The organism is Kitasatospora sp. NPDC001527 (assembly GCF_040298605.1).
In the GTDB taxonomy this organism is placed as follows: Bacteria; Actinomycetota; Actinomycetes; order Streptomycetales; family Streptomycetaceae; genus Kitasatospora.
Genome location: NZ_JBEPAM010000013.1, coordinates 1 through 16,789 on the forward strand (window position 1 = coordinate 1; position 16,789 = coordinate 16,789).

The following is a 16,789-nucleotide window of genomic DNA, read 5'->3' on the forward strand; positions in this document are numbered from 1 at the left end:
AGGTGGGCGGCGGGGGCGACGGCCCGCAGGCCGGCGAGGGTCTGCGCGCCGCCCCCGGCCCCCCGCCCGCTCCCCGTGCGCCTGCTGTGCGCCCGCGAGTCTGTGGAAGGCTACCCGGGCCCCTGTCACTTCCCTTGCCCAACAGGCGAGTTGAGGAGCCAGCATGCCGCATGGACACGGCCCGCACGACGACCGGCAGCCCGGACACAGCGATCCCTCCCTCTACCGCACGCCCGCCGAGGCGATCGCCGCGCCGCCGGAGAAGCTCGCCTACGTGGCGGGCTTCGACCGCTCGGCGCAGCGGCCGGACGCGCTGATCACCGTCGACACCGACCCGGCGTCGGCGAGCTACGGGCGCGTGCTCAACTTCACCGACATGCCCGGGGTGGGCGACGAGCTGCACCACTTCGGCTGGAACGCCTGCTCCAGCGCGCTCGCGCACGCCGGCCACCACGACGCCGAGCGGCGCTACCTGCTGCTGCCGGGCCTGCGCTCCTCGCAGCTGCACGTCCTGGACACCCGACCGGACCCGGTCCGGCCGCGGCTGGTGAAGACGGTGGCGGCGGAGGAGCTGGCGGCCCGAGCCGGGTACTCGCGCCCGCACACCCTGCACTGCGGGCCGGACGGCGTCTTCCTGTCCTGCCTGGGCGCGGCCGCCGGAGGCGACGGCCCCGGCGGGGTCGCCCTGCTCGACCACACCACCTTCGACGTGCTGCGCCCCTGGGAGACCGAGCGCGGCCCGCAGCACTTCTCCTACGACGTGTGGTGGCACCTGGGCACCAACGTGGGCGTCACCAGCGAGTGGGGCACCCCGTGGATGGTCGAGGACGGCGTGGTGCCGGAGCTGCTGCTGGGCCGCAAGTACGGGCACGCGCTGCACTTCTGGGAGCTGGACTCGGGGCGGCACCTGCAGCGGATCGACCTGGGCGACCAGTACCAGATGGTGCTGGAGCTGCGCCCGGCCCACGACCCGCAGGCCGAGTGGGGGTTCGCCGGGGTGGTCACCAACGTGGAGGACCTCTCGGCCTCGGTCTGGCTCTGGTACCGGGACGGCGAGGCGTTCACCGCGCGCAAGGTGATCGAGATCCCCGCCGAGCCGGCGAAGGCCGAGGACCTGCCGCCCGTCCTGCAGCCGTTCGGCGCGGTGCCGCCGCTGGTCACCGACATCAACCTGTCGGTGGACGACCGCTGGCTGTACGTCTCCGCCTGGGGCACCGGCGAGCTGCTGCAGTACGACGTGGCGGACCCGTTCCACCCCCGCCTCACCGGATCCGTGCGGCTCGGCGGGGTGACGGCGCGCACCCCGCACCCGGCCGAGCCGGACCGCCCGTTGAGCGGTGCCCCGCAGATGGTCGAGATCAGCCGGGACGGGCGGCGGCTCTACCTCACCAACTCGCTGTACGGGGCGTGGGACGACCAGTTCTACCCGGACGGCGTCGAGCCGTGGATCGTCAAGCTGGACGCCGACCCGGAGCTGGGCGGGCTCACCGTGGACCCGCGGTTCTTCCCGCACGGTGAGGACTTCCGGGGGCTGCGGGTGCACCAGACGCACCTGGCGGGCGGGGACGCCTCCTCGGACTCGTACTGCTACCGGTAGGCGTACTGCTGCCGGTGGGCGTACTGCCACCGGTGGCGGGGGCGGGCGGACCGGGGCTCAGAGGCGGCTGAGCACCGGGTCGTGGTGGATCCGGGTGGACGGCAGACCGGAGGCGGCCAGCCGGGTGCGGACCTCGTCGACCAGGCCCGCCGGGCCGCTGACGCAGGCCAGGTGCTCGGACCAGTCACCGGCCCGGCTGACCGCCTCGGCCAGCCGCCCGCCCGGGCCCGCCGGACCGTCGGCGGTGTCGTCCGCGACCGGGATCAGCTCCAACCAGGGCTTGCGCCCGCCGAGTTCGGTGAGGGCCGGCCAGTCGTAGAGGTCGGCCCGGGCGCGGGCGCCGACGAACAGGTGGACCCGGCGACCGCGCGCGGGGTGCTCCACCAGCTGCTCGACGATCGCCTTCATCGGGGCGAGCCCGGTACCGCCGGCCACCAGCAGGAGGTCCCGGGTGTCGTCCTCGGGCATCAGCGTGCCGCGCGGCGGGCCGAGCCGCAGCCGCTCGCCGACGGCGGTGTGCTCGACCAGCGCCTCGCTCACCCCGCCCGGCCCGGTGCGGCGGACGTGGAACTCCAGCTCGTTGTCGGCGCGCGGCGCGCAGCCCATCGAGTACTGCCGCCAGGTGTGCGGCAGCATCGGGTGCTCGACGGTGCCGTACTGCCCGGCCCGGTACGGGTACGGCTCGCCGGTGCGCACCCGGAGCACGGCGAGGTCGGCGCGGCGGCGCTCGTGGCCGACGACGGTGGCGTGCCAGTACGGGGGTTCGGTGAGCGCCGACTCCGCGCCCGCCACCATGGAGCGGACGGCGAAGCGCAGCATCCGCACCCAGGCGGCCTCCAGTTCGTCGGTCCAGTGCGCGCCCGCCCGGAGCCGCAGCGCCTGGCAGAGCGCCTCCTCGAAGGCCTCGTAGTGGACCGGGCGCACGCCCAGCTTGCGGTGGTCGCGGCCGAGCTGGCCGAGCGTGGCGGCGAGCCGGTCGGGCCGGTGCAGGTGCTCGATCAGGTAGTCGAACATCCGCTCCAGGTGGACCTGCTGGAACTCCATGGACTCCGGGAACAGCCCGCGCAGGAAGGGGCGGCGGCGGAACATGAACGCGTAGAGGTGGTCGATCAGGTCGGCGAACGGGGTGACCAGGCCGAGACCGCCGAGGATCAGCCGCTGGTCGGCGGCGGCGTCGTGGTCCCGGGCGTAGGCCTCGTGCGCGGCCGGGGCGTCGTGCGTGCCGCTCGTGCCCGTGGCGCCGTGGGCGCCGTACGCACCGTGGGCGCCGTAGGCCTTCGCGGACGGCTGGGCGCCGGGGCGGGGGCCGGGAGCGCCGCCCGGGAGCGCGGGCGCTGCGGCGAAGGACGGCGCCGGCGCCAGGATCTGCCGACGCAGCCGCATGGCGTGGTGGCGCGCGATCAGCCGGTCGTACTCGGTGGTGCCGCTGGGGGTGTCCGTGTCCATGATCCGCAGCCTAACCAGCTGTCAGCAACCTTCTGGACGACGGCTGTTCACCGTCCGGACGGCCTCCGGGCCGATTTCGGGCAGGGGGTGGCCCGGATCGGCGACAGGTCCAGTAAACGGCCGCTCGCGGGATCCGGACAGGGCCGGTGGTCCCGGGTCCACCGGGACCACCGGACCGGGTGGGGCCCCGGGAAGAGGACTACCGACCTGTCGACGGACCGGGTCCGGGCTCCGGCGCGGATGCGGGTGCGGGTGCGGGTGCGGGCGCGGGTGTGGGTGCGGGTGTCCGCCCCTGTGCCGGGCCGGGTCGCTGCTCGGTGGCCGTCCAGCTGGCGAGCAGGCGCAGGCACTCGGCCGAGGCGGAGCCCGGATCCGCGTGGTAGGCGACCAGCACCTGGTCCGGGTCCCCCGCAGGGCGGAAGGTCTCGTAGCGCAGGGTCAGCGGGCCGACCACCGGGTGGTGCAGCTCCTTGAGGCCGTGGCCCTTGTCCCGGACGTCGTGCGCGGCCCACAGCCGGCGGAAGTCCTCGCTCTTCACGGACAGCTCGCCGATCAGCGAGGCGAGCCGGGGGTCGTCCGGGTCGCGGCCCGCGTCGAAGCGGAGCATCCCCACCAGGTCGGTCGCCTTGCCCTCCCAGTCCACGTACAGCTCACGGGCGGCCGGGTCCAGGAAGACCAGCCAGGCCAGGTTCCGCTGCTCCGGCGCGAGCGCGGAGACATCGCCGATCAGGGCGTTGCCGAGCCGGTTCCAGGCGATCACGTCGAGCCGCCGCCCGAGCACGTACGCCGGGACGCCCTCCATCGCGTCCAGCAGTTGCTGCAGTTCGGGCCGCACCTGCTGCGGACGCCGCGTGCGGGCCCGCCCCGCGCCCCGGCGGAGCGGCTGGGTGATCCGGCGCAGGTGGTCGCGCTCGGCGGAGTCCAGGCGCAGGGCGCGGGCGATCGCGTCGAGGACGGCCGTCGAGACGTTCTCGCCGTGCCCCTGCTCCAGCCGCACGTAGTAGGCCGTGCTCACACCGGCCAGCTGGGCCAGCTCCTCGCGGCGCAGCCCGGGCACCCGACGTCGGCCGCCGTATTCGGGCAGCCCGACGTCGGCGGGCCGCAGCCGCGCCCGGCGGGACCGCAGGAATTCGCTGAGCTCGGTGCGCTGGTCCATGCCAGCAGTATGGGCCCGAGTCCGGGGAGGCGGCGGTGCGGAGGGTGATACTGCCGATGGTAGGAACGGGGAACCTACGACGATCACTGGTCTGGCCGGGCGTGAACGGCGCGCCGAGCCTTGAGGCATGACGAACACGACGATCACCGACGCGATCACCGGCACGATCACCGACGCTGACGCCGAGGCCGCTACCGACGTCGACGCCGAGGTCGGCACCGAGAGCGCGGCCGGCGTCTCGACCGCCGGGGCCGGGCGGACCGAGGCCTACGCCGCCCCGGCCCCCGGGGCGCCGCTGGAGCGGACCACCGTGCCGCGCCGGGCGCTCGGCGCCCACGACATCCTCATCGACGTCCGCTACGCGGGCATCTGCCACTCGGACATCCACCAGGTCGGCGAGGAGTGGGGCCCGGGGATCTTCCCGATGGTCCCGGGCCACGAGATCGCCGGGGTGGTCGCGGCGGTCGGCGCCGGGGTCTCCCGCTGGTCGGTCGGCGACCGGGTCGGCGTCGGCTGCTTCGTCGACTCCTGCAGGGAGTGCGACAACTGCCGCGCCGGGCTGCAGCAGTACTGCACGGGCGAGGGCGGCACCGTCTTCACCTACAACGCCCTCGGGCGGGACGGCGCCCCGACGTACGGCGGGTACGCCCGCCAGCTGGTGGTCGACGAGCAGTACGCCCTGCGCATCCCCGACGCGCTGCCGCTGGACACCGCCGCGCCGCTGCTCTGCGCGGGCATCACGCTGTACTCCCCGCTCACCCACTGGGGCGCCGGGCCCGGCCGCAAGGTCGCCGTGGTCGGCCTCGGTGGCCTCGGCCACCTCGGGGTGAAGATCGCCCGGACCAAGGGGGCCGAGGTCACCGTGCTCAGCCAGTCGCTGCGCAAGCGCGAGGACGGACTGCGGCTCGGCGCCCACGACTACCGGGCCACCTCCGACCCGGCGACGTTCACGGAGCTGGCGGGCCGCTTCGACCTCGTGGTCAACACCGTCTCGGCCGATCTGGACCTGAGCGCCTACCTCGGACTGCTGCGGACCGACGGCACGCTGGTCCAGCTCGGAGCGCCGGAGAAGCCGGTCGGCGTGGGCGCGCACGCGCTTCTCACCGGGCGCCGGTCGATCGCGGGCTCGATGATCGGCGGGCTGCCGGAGACCCAGGAGATGCTGGACTTCTGCGCCGAGCACGGCATCGGCGCGGAGATCGAACTGATCCGGGCCGACCGGATCAACGAGGCGTACGAGCGCGTGCTGCGCAGCGATGTGCACTACCGCTTCGTCATCGACGCGACGACCATCTGACGCGGGGCCGTCCGGTCCGGACGGGCCCGTCCGGACCGGCCTGGTCCAGCCCGGCCCGGCCTGACAGCGCGCGTACGGCGCCCCGTCCCCGGTGCTCTCCCATCGCCGGGGGCGGGGCGCCGGTCCTGGGCCGGCCGTCGGCGGGAGTCGGGCGTCGGCCGTCGGCCGTCGGCCGTCGGGCGAGTCGCTCGCCGACGGGGGGTGCTCGCCGACGGGGGCGGTCGCGGCCGTGCCGGACGCGGGGTCTGCGTCGGGCGCCGGCCGTGACCGCCTCAGACGCCGGCCGGTCCGGCGGCCTTCCGGCGGGCCTGGCCCCGGCGCAGCAGGCGGCGGCGCGGGGGCTGGTCCGGTATCCAGCCGAAGGTGAGGCAGCTGCCGATCACGCCGAACAGCATGCCGATCAGGAAGCCGCCCAGGTTGGAGGTGAGCCAACTGCCCAGCGACGCCAGCACGGCGACGATCGAATAGAACAGCCGCTGGGCCGGGTTGAACAGGATCAGCAGGCCGCAGACCACCATGACCGTCGGGACGAGGTAGCCGGACAGCCCCTGGAGCCCGATGTGCAGGACGACGGGCAGCGGGGCGCGCAGGGTGAAGAGGATCTCCGCGCCGCCGAACAGGACCAGCACTCCGCCCCAGAACGGCCGCCGTCCCCGCCAGCCGCGCCAGGCCGGGCGGGCCCGGGCGGCGGTGAGCGCTCCGGCCCGGGCGGCCTGCGGCTCCGGCACCGGCGCGGCCTCGTTCACCGGCTCGGACCCGGTGGCCGGCGCGGGTTCGGAGGCCACCTGCACGGGCGCGGGGGCCGGCTCTGGCGCCGGGGCCGGCACGGGCGCCGGCTCGGGCTCGGCCACCGTCAGCAGCCCTCGGAGCTGAAGCTCAGCCGCAGGTTGGGCAGTTTGAAGGCGCCGGCCGTGGTGGCGTAGTTGTGCTGCCGCAGGTTGCGGATCTGAACGGTGTCGGCCTGTTGCCCGAAGACTCCGGGCAGGCCCTTGACGCCGGCCTTGGTGAACGTGCTCGCGTCGCCGCCGATCTCGATGTTCTTGAACTCGGCGTCGCCGGAGAGCAGGTCGGAGTCGGTGGTGAGGTCGGTGGCGGTCACGGGCGTCCCGGCGTCACCGGCCTTGATCAGTAGGTTGATGCCGCCGAGTTCGACGCTCTGGCAGAGCTTGGTGAGCGAGGCCTCCTTGATCGCGGAGACCGCGACCAGCACCTGCCCGCCGGTGTCCCCGGCGTTGGGGCTGTCCTCGATCATGTGGTCCAGGCTGCCGAACTGTTCGAAGCCGACGCCGTCCAGGCTGTCGGCGGTGACGGTGAACGGCATGCCGGAGATCGCGAACTGGGCGGCGAGCACGCCCTGCGCGGTCAGGGTCATCAGCACGGCGCCGGCGGCGACGGCGGGAACGGCCATCAACGCGGTGCGCTTCAGCCGGACCCGGCCTCTGCGCTGCACGGGCGTCTCCGCGGTGTCGGCGGTGCTCTCGGTGTGGGCGGCGTCCTCGGACGTGGCCATGTGCGCTCCCTCGGGTGATGGGGACGGGCAGTCACTGGCACGTTGTCCTGGCGCGGACAGCGTTCTGCGGCACGGCCGGGAGGGACCGCCCCTCGGCAGCGGGGCGGGCCGGTCGGCCGCAGTGGGTAACTGGGAAGCTACTGCCCAGTATTGAAGCGGGTCAATACGGGCGCACGAAGGATCATCGTCCGCTCCCGGCGGGTTCGCCCCACGGCGTCGGGTCCAGCGACAGACGGCGCGCCGCCTCGGCCGGACCCAGGAAAGGAGCCAGGCAGAAGAGGCTCAAGGTCGGCAGGAGATCAGGGAGTTCGGCGGTGCGGTCGTTGTCGATGCAACGCTGGAGGGTGCAGTAGACGCCGCCGACCACGGCGTCCACCATCGCCTCCGCCTTCACCCCGCCGGGGAGTTCGGGCACCTCGGCGAAGAACGCCCGGAAGCGGGTGAGGAGTTGTTCGCGCTCGCGGCGCCCTGCCGGACCGACCGCGTCCAGCTCGATGACCGCCATGGTCGCGAAGGCCGGCACCCCGGCCAGCAGACCGAGCATCGCCCGCAGCGCCTCGCGGATCCCGGTGCACCAGTCCGGCGCCGCCGCGAACGCGGCCGCCATCCGGCGGATCACCACCCCGGTGCCGTGCCGGTGGGCGGCGAGGAAGGCGTCCTCCTTGCCGGTGAACAGCTCGTAGAAGACCGGCCTGGTCACCCCGGCCGCACGGCAGATGTCACTCACCGTGGCGCGCTGGTAGCCGTGCTGCGCCACGGTGAGCACCAGGCCGTCGAGCAGGCGCTCGCGCTGGGTCGCGGCGACCACCCCCGGCGGCAGCCGGCTCGGGCCGCGCTTGATCGACCGGGCGGGGTCGCGCCCGGTGCGGGCGCCGGGCAGCAGGACGGTTTCGGCGTGCCGACGGGTTTCCGGGTTCATCGCCAACTCCTGTGTTTCTTCTTGACATTGACGTGACATCCGGTTTACAACACTGGCGGGTTTCCAATCTGCGGCGGACGCCGCCGGAAGCCCGCACGCGTTCCGACTGCTCAGTATGGCGAACGCATGCCCGGCGGTGGCAGCCGCCGACGTGCACCCTGCACCGCGGGTACCCTCGTGCCCCACCCTTGCTCCACCTCCGCTCCATCCCGCCGTACTCAGCCGTACCCGACCGCCTCCGGCCCGGCCGGCCGTGCGCGGTCGGTCCGGGCCGTGCCGTACCCGCCGCACAGCGTCGTGCCGCCGGTACCGCCGCCCGTACGGGCGGGCCCGTGGCGCCGGGCCCGCCGAGTCGCCGTCCGCGGTGCCCGTTCCGCTTCATCCCGTCGTGGTCACCCCGCGGCCGACGCCGCCGCGCGCACCCCCACCCCGACCGCGCGGGCTCCCCCACCCGACTCGCCCGGAGAGGCACACCCTCATGCGCATCCGCCGTACCCTCGGAACCGCGGCCCTCGCCGCCGCCGCGGTCCTGGCCGCCGGCACCGTCGCCCCCGCCCAGGCCGCCGCCCCCGCCGCCAACGCCGTCGCCGTGCTCACCCACACCTCGCTCGCCGGCCCGAACGTCTCCGTCGGTGACGTGCTCGTCGCCAACCTGGTGGCCGGTACCACCGCCAACTTCTACTCCAGCGCCACCGGAACGACCGGCATCAAGTGCGCCACCTCCGCGTTCTCCGCGACCGTCCTGACCAACCCGGCCGCCCCGGGGGTCGCCACCGAGTCGCTCAACACCCAGTCCTTCGGCTCCTGCACCGCCAACGTCATCGGCGTGACCGGCGTGCAGAGCATCACCGTCAACAACCTCCCGTACACCAACTCGGTCAGCGACGCCCCGGGCAACCCGGTCTCGCTCGACCCGACCTCGGCCGGACCGGTGCAGACCACCGTCGTGCTGAAGACCATCCTCGGCACCATCACCTGCGTCTACCGCGCCGCCGGCGGTCTGGCCGGCACGACCAACAACGTCGGCCAGACCATCGGCTTCAACGCCCAGGCGCTGCCGAAGTTCTCCGGTCCGAGCACCTGCTTCCCGGTCGGCTACTTCAGCGCCACCTACGGCCCGGTCCGGGACAGCTCGGTGGCCGGGAGCCCGGTCGTCTACGTCAACTGACGCCCCCGCGGCGCGGTTGAGTTGGCCCGGCCGGCGGTCCCCGACCGCCGGCCGGGCATGGCCGTGCCGTGCCGTGCCCCGTCCTGCCGTGCCCCTCCGCGCCCGGGACAGCGAAGTGACCCACCGGTAGGGTGCTGGCAACAGGCACCGGACGACGGGGATGTGGGGCACGCATGGGCGGCGAGGGCACGCAGTTCTTCGAGTCGGTGGCCGACACGGCCGCCCGGCTGGCCGAGGCCGGCTACCTGGCCTCCACCGACGTGGCGACCACCGTCTTCCTCGCCGACCGGCTCGGCAAACCGCTGCTCGTCGAGGGGCCGGCCGGCGTCGGCAAGACCGAACTGGCCAAGGCCGTCGCCGCCACCGGCCGCGCCCGGCTGGTGCGGCTGCAGTGCTACGAGGGCATCGACGAGGCCCGCGCCCTGTACGAGTGGAACCACGCCAAGCAGCTGCTGCGGATCACCGCCGGGCGCGACGAGGGCTGGGACCAGGCCCGTACCGACATCTTCGGCGAGGAGTTCCTGCTCACCCGGCCCCTGCTGACCGCCATCCGCGGCGACGAGCCGACCGTGCTGCTCATCGACGAGATGGACAAGGCCGACGTCGAGGTCGAGGCGCTGCTGCTCGAGGTGCTCAGCGACTTCCAGGTCACCGTGCCCGAGCTGGGCACCATCACGGCGAGCCGCCGCCCGTTCGTCCTCCTCACCTCCAATGCCACCCGGGAGCTCTCCGAGGCGCTGCGCCGGCGCTGCCTGTTCCTCCACCTCGGCTACCCGGAGGCCGAGCTGGAGCGCCGGATCGTCCGGCTGCGCGTCCCCGGTCTGGACGCCGCGCTCGCCGAGTCGCTGGTGCGGGTGGTCGGCGCGCTGCGGGCAATGGAGCTGCGCAAGGCCCCCTCGGTCGCCGAGACCGTCGACTGGGCCCGCACCCTGCTCGCCCTCGGTGCCGACACTCTGGATGAGACGGTCGTGCGCGCCACCCTCGGGGTGGTCCTCAAGCACCAGGACGACGTGCTGAAGGCCACGCAGAAGCTCACCGTGGCATGAGCGTTCCCCCGCAACCGGCGGACGGAGCCACGGCGACGGGTGGCGCGACAGGCGGTGGCACGGCGGTCGGCGGCGCGGCGGACGGCGGCGCGGCGGACGGCGGCGCGGCGGACGGCGGCGGCGCGGCATCGAGGGCGGGTGCCCCAGCGGCGGACCTCGCCGCCCGGCTGACCGGCTTCGTACGCGCCCTGCGCGGCCACGGCCTGCGGATCGGGCCCGCCGAGACGGTCGACGCCGCGGCCGTCCTGGACGTCCTCGGCCTCGCCGACCGCGAGCAGGTCAGGGCCGGGCTGGCCGCCGCCCTGCTGCGCTCCGACGGGCAGCGCGGGGTCTTCGACGCCGCCTTCGACCTGTTCTTCCCGCTCGGCGTCGGCGACCCCGAGAGCGTGCGCCGCGCCTCCGGCCCGGACGCCTCCGACCCCGCCCTGCGGGATCCGGCGGCGCCGGAGCCGGACCAGCCTGACCTCGCCCCGCTGGACCCGGCTCACCTGGACCTGGCCCGGCTGGACCCGGCTCACCTGGACCTGGCCGCCCTGCGCGAGGACCTCCGGGCCCGGCTCGCGGCCGCGCTCGCCGCCGACGACCGGGCCGCCCAGGCCCGGCTCGCGGGCGAGGCGGTCGCCGCCTTCGGCCGGTACGGCACCGCCGGCGGCTCCGGACGCCCCGGCAGCGACGGCTGGTCCGCCTACCAGACCCTCGGCCGGCTCTCCCCGGAAACCCTGCTGGCCCGGGTGCTCGCGGCGCTGCGCGCGGGCGCCGCCGGCCGGGCCGCCCCCGGCCCCGACGACCTGGCCGATCACCTCCTTCCCGACGAGATCCGCCGTCGTATCCAGGACTTCCGTGCCATGGTCGCCACCGAGGCCCGCCGCCGGGCCGCCGAAGTCCGCGGCACCGAGCACGTCGCCGAACGGGCCGTCGCGCCCAGCACCGACCGGATCGACTTCCTCGCCGCCGGGCGTGACCAGCTCGCCGAACTCCGCCGCACCGTCCACCCGCTGGCCCGCAAGCTGGCCACCCGGCTGGCCGCGCGCCGGCGCCGGGCGGCGCGCGGCCACATCGACCTGCGCCGCACCCTGCGCCGCTCGCTGTCCACCGGTGGCGTCCCGCTGCGCCCGGCCCACCGGTTGCGCCGACCGGCCCGGCCGGAGCTGGTCCTGATCTGCGACGTGTCCGGCTCGGTGGCGGGCTTCTCCGACTTCACCCTGCTGCTGGTCCAGGCGATGCGCGAGCAGTTCAGCAAGGTCCGGGTGTTCGCCTTCGTCAACCGCACCGCCGAGGTGACCGATCTGCTCACCCGCGGCGGGGGCGACCCGGCCGCCCTGGCCCGGCGGATCCTGACCGAGGCCAAGGTGACGGGCTACCACGGCAACAGCGACTACGGCTCGGCGCTCGGCGAGTTCGCCGACCACCACCTGGACGCCGTGGGCCCGCGGACCAGTGTGCTGATCCTCGGCGACGCCCGGAACAACTACCGGGATCCCCGTACGGCCGCCCTCCAGCGCATCGCCGCCCGCGCCCGCCGGGTCTACTGGCTCAACCCGGAGCAGCCCGCCCTCTGGGGCACCGGTGACTCGGCCGCCCCGGCCTACGCCCAGGTGGTCGAGATGCACTGCTGCCGCAACGCCCGCCGACTGGGCGAGTTCATCGCCCGGCTGCTGCCGGTCTGAGGCCGGCGGGTGGGGCGGTTCGGTCCGGTCGTGCGGTCCGGTGCGGGCCGGTGCGGACCGGACCGACGCGGGCCGGTGCGGGCCGGTGCGGACCGGACCGACGCGGGCCGGTGCGGACCGGACCGCCCTCCGGTGGTCTCAGCCGTCCATCAGCCGTCCAGGTGCCGGAGGAAGTCCAGCAGGGCGGCGGTGACCTCGGCCGGGCTCTCCTGCTGCGTCCAGTGCCCGACGCCCGGGAGGGTGACCCTCCGGTGCAGCTTGGGCGTCAGGTGTTCCAGCAGCAGCCGCATCCCGTCCTCGGGGATCAGGGCCGTGACCATGTCCCGCTCCCCGGCGACGTAGAGGGCGGGGACGTCCACCGGCCGACCGGCGAGCCCGGCGAGCAGCTCGTTGTTCCGGTCGATGTTGCGGTACCAGTTGAGGCCGCCGGTGAAGGCCCGCTCGCCGTGCTCGGCGTAGTCGGCGACGAAGGCCTCGATGTCCGCCTCCGACAGCCAGGCGGGCAGCTTCTCCGGGTCGACGGTGCCGTCCAGCAGCGTCTGGCCCTCACCGACCACCCACGCCCGCGGCTCCGCGCCGCGCGGGTTGTCGCCGGAGCCGCTGTAGAGCATCCGGCGGAAGGTCGCGTGCGGGTCCCGGGCGAGTTCGGCGTCGGCGACACCGGGACGCTGGAAGTAGATCTGGTAGAAGCCCTCGCCGAACCGCTCCCTGGCCTCGGCCAGCGGCGGCAGGCCGAGGGTCGGCAGCGGCGGGACGCTGAGTCCGGCGACGCCGCGCACCAGGTCGGGACGGAGGGTCGCGGTGGTCCAGGCGACCGGGGCGCCCCAGTCGTGGCCGACGAGCACCGCGCGCTCCTCCCCCAGCGCCCGGATCAGGCCGGTGACGTCGCCGACCAGGTGGAGCAGGGTGTAGGCGTCGACCGAATCGGGCTGCTCGCTTCGGGCGTAGCCGCGCTGGTCGACGGCGACCACCCGGTAGCCCGCCGCGGCGAGCGGGGCGAACTGGTGCCGCCAGGAGTACCAGCTCTCCGGGAAGCCGTGCAGCAGCAGGACCAGCGGCCCCTCCCCCTGCTCGGCGACGTGCAGCCGAACGCCGTTCACCTCGACATGACGGTGCGCGATCCGTCCGTACGCCTGCTTGGTCATGCGGCCCTCCTCGTCGACGACTCGTCACCCGGCCGAACCGATAGCGTCCGACCGTTCGCTTCCTTCCCTGCCCACCGGGGCGCCCGGGGAACCACGGCTACCGTCCCGCCACGGCGCTCTCCTCCTTCCTCTCCTCGCTCCTGTCACTCCTGTCCGGTGCCCGTGCGCCCGCCCGTCAGGGCTTCAAACGGTAGGCGTGCAGGATCGTCTGCTCGACCGCCGAGCCGTCCGCGTCCTGGGCGGTGACGCGCAGCGAGACGTCGGCCTCCCCCTGCGCGGGCGGGTCGACGATGATCCTGTGCGCACCCTGGCCGGCTCCGCTCACGGAGGCGTTCTGCCAGCTCGCACCGCCGTCGAAGGAGACCTCGGCGGTGAGCCGCGTCGTGGCGGGCGCGGGCGCGCCGCTCTGGCGCTCGACCCTGGCGGTGACCGTGTGCCGGTCACGCGGGGCCCGGCTCTCGGCGTCCACCGGGGCGCTCAGCCGGACCACGCCGATCGGCAGGGGTGCGGTGCGCACGGACCCGCCGGGACCGGCCGCGACGGGGCCGGAGCGGAAGGTCCAGGCGGCCTCGACGGTGCTGGAGAGCGCCCAGGCCTCGGCGCGGATCGCCTTGGCCGTCAGGCGGTAGGAGCCTTCGGTGGGCGGGACGGCGAAGGTCGCGGCCGGGGTGTCGGCGGCGCCGATCCGCTGACCGTCGCGGGCCAGTTCGAGCTGGACGGTGTCGTTCATCCGCAGCGGCAGCGGGGAGCCGTAGTGCCCGGGGGCGGCGTCGGTGAACAGCTGCGGGAAGACCGTCATGAAGTGGTCGCTGGTGCGGGCCATCGAGGCGGCGCCGTCCTTTCCGGCCGCGAGGCCCGGGCCGGTGACCGCGCCGTTCCACCACTCGACGCAGGACGCGCCGGCGTCGCAGGGGACCACGCCGCTCTGGGTGACGGCCGGCGGGAAGAGCTCCCCGCCGGGGCCCGCCTCCTGGCCGAAGTACGTCTCGCGCTGCTGCCCCCGGGTGGTGAAGTACTCGGTACGGGCGGCGGGCAGCGGGAAGGTCGGCTCGCCGTAGGTGAGCCCGCCGACGCCGTCGGCCTCGGCGTAGCTGCTCATCACTCCGCTGGTGCCGGCGGACTGGGCACCGTAGAGCGTGGAGACGGTGGCGAGGTCGGCCGGGGCGACCCGGAACGCCGGGTCCGGAAGGGCTCCCGTGGTGTGCAGGAACAGGTCGTAGCGGTCGGGCAGACGGCCGTCCTTGCGGGCCGGTCCGCTCTGCAGACTCTGCACCGAGAAGTCCACCGTGCCGGCGGCCGGCCTGGCACTCGGGATCACATAGAGGTTGCCGGGCGTGCCGAGGCTGAGGACCTCGCCGGCGCACGGGGTGCCCTTCGCGCTCCGGTAGCAGAAGGCGGCCGACAGCGAGAACGGCACGGCGTCCCGGTCCGGCACGGTGACGGTGATCTGCCGGCCCTGGCGGGCGTCGATGGAGAGCCGGCTGTCGCCACGCAGCTCCAGTTCGGGCTGGAGCAGCAGGGTGCCGGTGGTGGAGCGGCCGTTCCTCGCGGGGGTGACGAGCTTGCCGGCGAGGTTGTAGCGGCCCTCCGGGACACGGACGGTGGCGGTGCCGTCGGTGAACCGCAGCTCGTACGCCGCCCGGGTGTCGAGGTCGACGAGGTGGAGCTGGGAGCGGCCGGTCAGCCAGTCACCCGGCCCGAGCGGTGCTCCGTCACGGTCGACGGCCTGAACGGTGATCTCGTGGTGCACCGCCTCCCGGCTCAGGGCGAAGGCCGTGGTGACGGACGGCGCCGCCGGGCCGGCCTGCCCGCCGCCGGCGCCCGCGCCGGTGACGCCCGCGGTGACCCGGCCGCTGAGGGTGGCACCGGCGGCGACCGCCGCCGGGTCGACCGTGACGGTGGCCAGGCCGCTGCCACCGGCCGGGACGGTCAGCCGGGCCGGGGCCACGGTGAGCGCGCCGGCCGGTCCCGCGGAGCCGTCGGCGGCGGTGACCGAGCCGGCCAGGTCGAGGGTGACCGGCTCCGTGCCGGTGTTCCGGTAGGTGATGGTGCGGGTCACCGCGGGGCCGGTCTGCCGGTCGGTGAAGCGGATCCCGGTGGACTCGGCGGTGGCGAGGACGGTCTGCGCGGTGGCGCGGGCGACGTCCAGCCGGCCGGCGCCCTGCTGGTAGCTGCTCTGGTCGGCGGCGGGCCGCGCGGAGGAGGTGAGGGCCGCCTTCAGCTGCGGGCCCCTCCAGTCCGGGTGCTGCTGCAGCAGCAGGGCGGCGGCGCCGGCGGCGTGCGGGGCGGCCATCGAGGTTCCGGAGATGGCGGTGTAGTGGTCGCCGACCGGGTTCTGCCCGGTGGTGCCGGCGGCCCGGGCCGCGACGATGTCCGTGCCGGGCGCGGTGATGTCCGGCTTGACCGCGTGGTCGCCGGTGCGCGGCCCCTGGCTGGAGAGCGGCGCGAGCCGGTCGGCGCGGTCGACCGCGCCGACGGTGAGCGCGGCGTCGGCCGAGCCCGGGGAGCCGACCGTGCCGGCCCGGCCGCTGTTGCCCGCGGCGGCGACGAACAGCGTGCCGTACCGCTCGGAGAGCGTGTTGACCGCCTGGGCCATCGGGTCGGTGCCGTCGGTGGGCGCACCGGTCAGGCTGAGGTTGACGATCGGTGCCCGGGCGGCTGCCCACTCCATGCCCTGGAGCACCCACGACTCCTGGCCCCTGCCCTCGTCGTCGAGGACCTTGCCGACCAGCAGTTCGGCGTCGGGGGCGACGCCCTTGAAGCGGCCCTCGGCGGCGGCGCCGTCACCGCCGACGATCGAGGCGACGTGGGTGCCGTGCCCGTCGGCGTCCTTGACTCCGGTGGCCCCGCCGGTGAAGTCGGAGCTCTCGCCGATCGATCCGGCCAGGTCGGGGTGGCCGCCGTCGACGCCGCTGTCCAGCACCGCGACCTTGACGCCCCGTCCGGTGAGTCCGGAGCGCCAGGCCTCGGGCGCGCCGATCTGCGCGGTGGAGCGGTCCAGGGCTGCGCCGACCTTGCCGTCCAGCCAGATCTTCGCGACGCCCGGGGCGAGTTCGGCCGTCCCGGCGGGGTCCGGGGCCACGGTGGGGGCGGCGGCGGCCGGGCCGAGCCGCTGCCAGAGCTCCCCGGTGCGCGCCTTGTCGGCGCGCAGCGCCGTGCCGTGCACGCTCTCCAGCTCGCGCACGGCGGTGGCACCCGGCGGTGGAGCGGTGGCGGCGAGGCCGGCCGGGCCCTCCCCCGGCGCGCGGCCGACGATCAGCGGCAGCTCACGGCTGCCGCCGTCGTCGTAACCCTGGGCGATCAGCCCGGCGATGTCGAAGAGCCGCGGGTCGAGCCGGCCCGCGCGCAGCGGCTGGTCGGCGTCCTGCGGGACCAGGGTGAGGCTGCCGGGGACGCCCGGCACCCGGTTGAAGGCCATCCCCTCGCGGCCCGGGCCGGGCTGGACGCCGACCGGCGCCACCGTGCCGTCGGCGCCGACCCGGGCGGTGACCCGGTCGCCGGTGATCAGGGTGACCTGGACCAGCCTCCCCGGTCCGCCCGCGCCGCCCGGTACGGTGTCGGCGGGCGGGCCGGCCGGCCGCGCCCAGGCGGCCGGCGCGGTCACCGTCCCCACGAGTACCGCTCCCAGCAGAGCGGCCGTCAGCCGCCCCGTCCTCGATGTCCTGCGCATGCGCACCCGTCCCCTCCGGCGGGGCCCGGGTCGGGCCCGGTCCCCGCGTGTTCGGTCTGTCGTGGGGACCGACGGAACGGAGGACGGCGGAGGATGTCATGAGTCGTCAGGAAAAATCCCTCGAAAAAACTTCCCGAGCCGTGTCATCTCCGGGGCCGGTCCGTTCCG

The 16,789-nt window shown here is 75.0% G+C and carries 12 protein-coding genes; 5 read left to right on the forward strand and 7 right to left on the reverse strand.

What is annotated here, in order from left to right; genetic code table 11:
- The first annotated feature begins 163 nt into the window (after positions 1–163).
- Positions 164–1,597, forward strand: coding sequence for a selenium-binding protein SBP56-related protein (locus tag ABT238_RS15570; RefSeq protein ID WP_350566527.1), 1,434 nt, complete (start codon positions 164–166; stop codon positions 1,595–1,597).
- A gap of 57 nt (positions 1,598–1,654) precedes the next feature.
- On the opposite strand, the gene ABT238_RS15575 is transcribed toward ABT238_RS15570, so the two are convergent.
- Together ABT238_RS15575 and ABT238_RS15580 are read right to left on the reverse strand one after the other, a co-directional pair.
- On the reverse strand, positions 1,655–3,043 hold the full coding sequence (locus tag ABT238_RS15575; RefSeq protein WP_350566525.1) for a globin domain-containing protein: 1,389 nt from the start codon (positions 3,041–3,043) through the stop codon (positions 1,655–1,657).
- 199 nt (positions 3,044–3,242) lie between these two features.
- On the reverse strand, positions 3,243–4,199 hold the full coding sequence (locus ABT238_RS15580) for a helix-turn-helix domain-containing protein (RefSeq protein WP_350758520.1): 957 nt from the start codon (positions 4,197–4,199) through the stop codon (positions 3,243–3,245).
- 127 nt (positions 4,200–4,326) lie between these two features.
- Between ABT238_RS15580 and ABT238_RS15585 the strand changes: the two genes are divergently transcribed.
- Positions 4,327–5,496 carry an NAD(P)-dependent alcohol dehydrogenase gene (locus ABT238_RS15585; RefSeq protein WP_350758527.1) on the forward strand — a complete coding sequence of 390 codons (1,170 nt, stop codon included), beginning with the start codon at positions 4,327–4,329 and terminating at the stop codon, positions 5,494–5,496.
- A gap of 272 nt (positions 5,497–5,768) precedes the next feature.
- On the opposite strand, the gene ABT238_RS15590 is transcribed toward ABT238_RS15585, so the two are convergent.
- The 3 genes from ABT238_RS15590 to ABT238_RS15600 all read right to left on the reverse strand — a co-directional run bounded on the left by ABT238_RS15590 (position 5,769) and on the right by ABT238_RS15600 (position 7,925).
- Entirely contained in the window at positions 5,769–6,224 is a 456-nt protein-coding gene (locus tag ABT238_RS15590; protein ID WP_350759534.1) for a DUF6114 domain-containing protein, read from the reverse strand.
- A 125-nt stretch (positions 6,225–6,349) separates the two neighbouring features.
- Positions 6,350–7,006 (reverse strand): DUF6230 family protein, encoded by a 657-nt coding sequence (locus tag ABT238_RS15595; protein ID WP_350566518.1) that lies wholly within the window; start codon positions 7,004–7,006, stop codon positions 6,350–6,352.
- Positions 7,007–7,187: 181 nt separating this feature from the next.
- Entirely contained in the window at positions 7,188–7,925 is a 738-nt protein-coding gene (locus ABT238_RS15600) for a TetR/AcrR family transcriptional regulator (protein ID WP_350566516.1), read from the reverse strand.
- Positions 7,926–8,403: 478 nt separating this feature from the next.
- On the opposite strand from ABT238_RS15600, the gene ABT238_RS15605 reads away from it, so the two are divergent.
- From ABT238_RS15605 to ABT238_RS15615, 3 genes are all read left to right on the forward strand, one after another.
- A complete protein-coding gene (locus ABT238_RS15605; RefSeq protein ID WP_350566514.1) occupies positions 8,404–9,093 on the forward strand; it encodes a Tat pathway signal sequence domain protein in 690 nt (229 codons plus the stop codon).
- Between the two features lie 173 nt (positions 9,094–9,266).
- On the forward strand, positions 9,267–10,139 hold the full coding sequence (locus ABT238_RS15610; protein WP_350566513.1) for an AAA family ATPase: 873 nt from the start codon (positions 9,267–9,269) through the stop codon (positions 10,137–10,139).
- The gene (locus tag ABT238_RS15615) at positions 10,136–11,806 is read left to right on the forward strand and encodes a vWA domain-containing protein (protein ID WP_350758542.1); all 1,671 of its coding nucleotides are present in this window, start codon (positions 10,136–10,138) and stop codon (positions 11,804–11,806) included. The genes ABT238_RS15610 and ABT238_RS15615 overlap by 4 nt, the downstream gene beginning before the upstream one ends.
- A 149-nt stretch (positions 11,807–11,955) precedes the next feature.
- Here ABT238_RS15615 and ABT238_RS15620 read toward each other — a convergent pair whose 3' ends face one another.
- Both ABT238_RS15620 and ABT238_RS15625 read right to left on the reverse strand, forming a co-directional pair.
- On the reverse strand, positions 11,956–12,951 hold the full coding sequence (locus ABT238_RS15620) for an alpha/beta fold hydrolase (protein WP_350566509.1): 996 nt from the start codon (positions 12,949–12,951) through the stop codon (positions 11,956–11,958).
- 175 nt (positions 12,952–13,126) lie between these two features.
- Positions 13,127–16,621, reverse strand: a complete 3,495-nt coding sequence (locus tag ABT238_RS15625; RefSeq protein ID WP_350566507.1) for a S8 family serine peptidase — start codon at positions 16,619–16,621, stop codon at positions 13,127–13,129.
- Positions 16,622–16,789 lie beyond the last annotated feature (168 nt).